Annotated in this window: 4 protein-coding genes and 1 pseudogene; 3 read left to right on the top strand and 2 right to left on the bottom strand. The window is 50.5% G+C overall.

The window, feature by feature from the left end; translation table 11 throughout:
- Both RJ38_RS07915 and RJ38_RS07920 read left to right on the top strand, forming a co-directional pair.
- The coding region (locus RJ38_RS07915) for an IS3 family transposase (protein WP_039018337.1) at nt 1–465 on the top strand (465 nt) is incomplete at its 5' end.
- Nucleotides 466–616: 151 nt separating this feature from the next.
- On the top strand, nt 617–802 hold the full coding sequence (locus tag RJ38_RS07920; protein WP_039018338.1) for a hypothetical protein: 186 nt from the start codon (nt 617–619) through the stop codon (nt 800–802).
- A gap of 146 nt (nt 803–948) precedes the next feature.
- On the opposite strand, the gene RJ38_RS18100 is transcribed toward RJ38_RS07920, so the two are convergent.
- Complete coding sequence (locus tag RJ38_RS18100) at nt 949–1,413, bottom strand: hypothetical protein (RefSeq protein ID WP_052245284.1); 465 nt, start codon at nt 1,411–1,413, stop codon at nt 949–951.
- A 130-nt stretch (nt 1,414–1,543) separates the two neighbouring features.
- On the bottom strand, nt 1,544–2,179 hold the full coding sequence (locus RJ38_RS07930) for a DUF2726 domain-containing protein (protein WP_039018339.1): 636 nt from the start codon (nt 2,177–2,179) through the stop codon (nt 1,544–1,546).
- 405 nt (nt 2,180–2,584) lie between these two features.
- On the opposite strand from RJ38_RS07930, the pseudogene RJ38_RS18495 reads away from it, so the two are divergent.
- Nucleotides 2,585–3,681: pseudogene (locus tag RJ38_RS18495) on the top strand (transposase); the annotation flags it as partial.

Below are 3,681 nucleotides of genomic sequence, written 5' to 3' on the forward strand. Positions count from 1 at the left end.
GGCGACATCAGCTACATTTGGACCAGCGAAGGTTGGCTGTATCTTGCCGTCATCCTTGACCTGTATTCTCGCCGCGTCATCGGATGGGCTATCAGTAACCGCATGAAGAAGGATCTGGCAATCCGGGCGTTAGATATGGCCGTTGCTTTGCGCCAACCACCGGAGGATTGCATTCACCATACGGATCGTGGTTCACAATATTGCTCAAATGAGTATCAGAAGCGCTTGTCCAAGCACGGTTTCAAGGTCTCGATGAGCGGCAAGGGAAATTGTTATGATAATTCTATGGTCGAGACGTTCTTCAAATCCATTAAGGCTGAGCTGATTTGGCGCAACCGTTGGGACACACGCCGTCAGGCTGAAGGCGCGATCTTCCAGTATATCAACGGGTTCTATAACCCGCGCCGTCGCCACTCATCGCTTGGCGGGAAAAGTCCCTTGGCTTTTGAGCGAAAGGCCGCATAAATGAGTTCAGAGACCGGCAATAAAGCAACACGGCACGCTATTTGTAGCTCGCCCCATTCCGACCCGACGCAATTGCAGCAGTCCGTTCGCAAGTTCCGGACCTGCGACCATCATTTGGGAGTTCGGCACTGTCATGTGAAGGAGTAACAAAATGACTGATATAAAGGTAACGATCCGTGGTGTGGATCAAGGCACGTGGGAAGAAATGCGCGCCATTCACCACCATACGGGGGTGCCATATGGGCGATTGGTGACACAGGCTTTGCAGGCATGGATAACACAACTGCCCGAAGGCGAAGCCCTGCAAGTTTCAAAACCGGCCACGGAGGGGAAGTAAATGTTCGAGCTTTTCCTCATTCTATTTTTATCATGGATGTTTTCGACCACAGTATTGGTTGGGCTGTTGGCTATTGTGGCACTTGGCAACTTGGACAAAACGGGCTGGCAGGCGTCATAGGCAGCTCGGCGAAATGGCGGTGTGGGCTACGAATTTAGCCAGGCATTGATCTTCGCTGCTGTGCGACGCGCGCCCGATCCGCCAGTATAAATCAGGGCCACAGGAAGGTTGATGCCATCTTTCATTTCGAGCTCGCAACGAGATGTTTTACTATTGTAGTTATGATCATCAACGGTCGTAACAATTGCGCCGATCAGGTCGCTAATTTTATAAATGTCCTGTGTTATGCCCAAAATAGATTTGCGGCGAATTTCAATGCTGTTGGCCGGGCGGTCGAAAACAACCATCGTGCGGCGTACGAAAGTGACAAACGCAATTCCAGGAATAATCACACCGCCCAAAACAAAGAGCATCCCTATCATATTGCCGTAAATTGCCGTGGGCAGGCCCAGTGCCATGAAAATCAACATGAAGACGATAAGAAATGTGGCAAACAGCCATGGGCGTTTTTCTAAAATGAGCTGGTCGGGATGGTCGCGTGTGATTTTCATGGGCTAAAGTCCTATCAGAAATAACTATAAATATGAGATGGGGGTTCTGGTGAAGTTTGGGTAATCAAACAAGACACTTTTACGGTTGAATAGACACAATATATATTTGCGCTTCCAGTGACCAACCGGTTCATCTGGGTGAAAGCTGCCAAATCACTTGCACCCGGAGTTCGGCATCCATCATCTTTCCGGAGATAAACAGGATCGGGATGCCTGCATTTTCGAGGGCCTTCTGCTTCACCGCCCTGAGTGCAGCCTGAGTGTGACTATTTGCTTTGCGTCCTTCGATTACGAGTTTTGGGTTGCCCTTTGAGTCGATGATCAGAAAGTCCACCTGCTTGTCACGGATCGCCAGCAAAGCTCGCTGCTCTGGTTTATCCTTCTCATCTGCAGTTTGAAGAAAATTGCACAGAGGAACGCCAGCCAGGACCCGATGACCTGCTTCCATGCCTTCTAGAGCGTCCTCAATTACCTGTAGCGCCATGCGTAAAACCGGGGAGTCAATCAGCTTTCTGGGCTGGAAAGCTGCGGGTTGGACAAACCTCAGTTGGTTGTAGGGGTTCTTTATATCCCAGAGTTCTTCTCGAAGGCGGCCCTCCTCTTTGCGAACTTCCTCGCGCTCTGTAATCGCTTTGTGCCGGTTTCTTTTTGCGAGTTGCCTGCCGATCGCTGCTCGGGTCGCCCGCTGCGTCAGGACAAAATACCAGAGATGAACCAGAACTGCGCCTAAGAGGAACGCAACGCCTACAGCGGGATCGATGGTCATTTGGTTTTGGCTCACCTTCTGAATGGCAGTCAGACACTCAGGGTAATTGAAAGCGTTTGAACAGGCGTGAGCTCACGCCATTCATGGCTTGTTTCTTAGAGGTAAGTCACACCAAGCAACGAAACAGTTCAAAAAAACTGCGCGAAAAACTTAATTTTGCTATCTATAGCTGGCCGAAGTTTCTGGAGAAGAGTGATATCTTATTTGCCCGGTGATCGGGATGGTCCGCGTGTCATGATGTCCGTGAGACATCCAGTTTCGCGTTCCCCAAGTGTGAAAATTCAAACTTAGCTTTGGGTTGGCACCCGTCATAAGCCGCTTCGGGCATATTCTGTTGAAAAACTCCTGTTGATTTGGAACGGCCTGACTGATTCAATCCCCTCATTGTGATGGGAGATTGTTGAGATGTTAGGACCAAGGCAAGAAGCGCAACGCGCTCTGTTTTATGACTTCTCTATCGAGGATCATGTTCCTGTAGATCATGTCTTGCGGACAATCGACGGTATCATTGATTTATCTGGCGTGCGTGCGCATCTGGCGCAGTTTTATAGCTCAACTGGGCGTCCGTCGATTGATCCTGAACTGATGATCGTTGCCCGGCAGGGCATTGCGTAGCAATGTCCCGAGAGGGGCGCATGTTGTTGGTTGGCTATATCATGGGCATTCGCTCAGAACGGCGCTTGTGTGATGAGGTCCACCTCAACTTAGCATATCGCTGGTTTTGTAAGCTGGATTTGACGGGTGCCATTCCGGATCATTCGACGTTTTCGAAGAACCGACACGGCCGGTTCCGTGACAGTGATCTATTACGGCACGTGTTTGAAAATGTTGTCGCGCAATGCATTGAAACCGGCCTGGCAAGCGGTCAGAGATACGCGGCAGACGCGAGTATAATTGCCGCCGATGCCAATCGCCAAAAATCCACACCAAAGGCAGATTGGGATCCTGAAGGAATTGACCCAGAGGATGCACCACGCGCTGTTCGCGAATATTTGGACACGCTGGATGACGCAACTTTTGGCGCTGCCAGCCCAGTGGTTCCTAAGTTCATCTCACATTCAGATCCGGCATCGCAGTGGACAGGCGCACGTGGTGGCCCTGCATTTTTTGCTTATTCCACGAATTATTTGATCGATACGGATAACGCTGTGATCTTCCCCTCTCATGCATGTAAACATGCACTGCCGGTCAGCGGATGTGGAACCCACACGTTCTGTGCGCCAGGCTGAAGTGGGCGCCGTGAAAACCATGATTGATCGCGTGCATAAGATGCATGACTTGAAGCCCGAGCGTCTGATTGCGGACACCGCTTATGGCTCAGGTCCTATGTTGGACTGGCTGGTTGAGAAGCGCGGGATCGCGCCCCATATCCCAGTAATAGATAAATCTGGCCGCAAAGATGGGACCTTTGAGCGCGCAGATTTTACCTATGATGGTGAGAACGATCTCTACATTTGTCCGAATGGAAAAGAGTTAAAAAAGCCGCTGCGCGCATATCAAAC

It is taken from the genome of Halocynthiibacter namhaensis, from assembly GCF_000812685.1.
Classification (GTDB): Bacteria; Pseudomonadota; Alphaproteobacteria; order Rhodobacterales; family Rhodobacteraceae; genus Halocynthiibacter; species Halocynthiibacter namhaensis.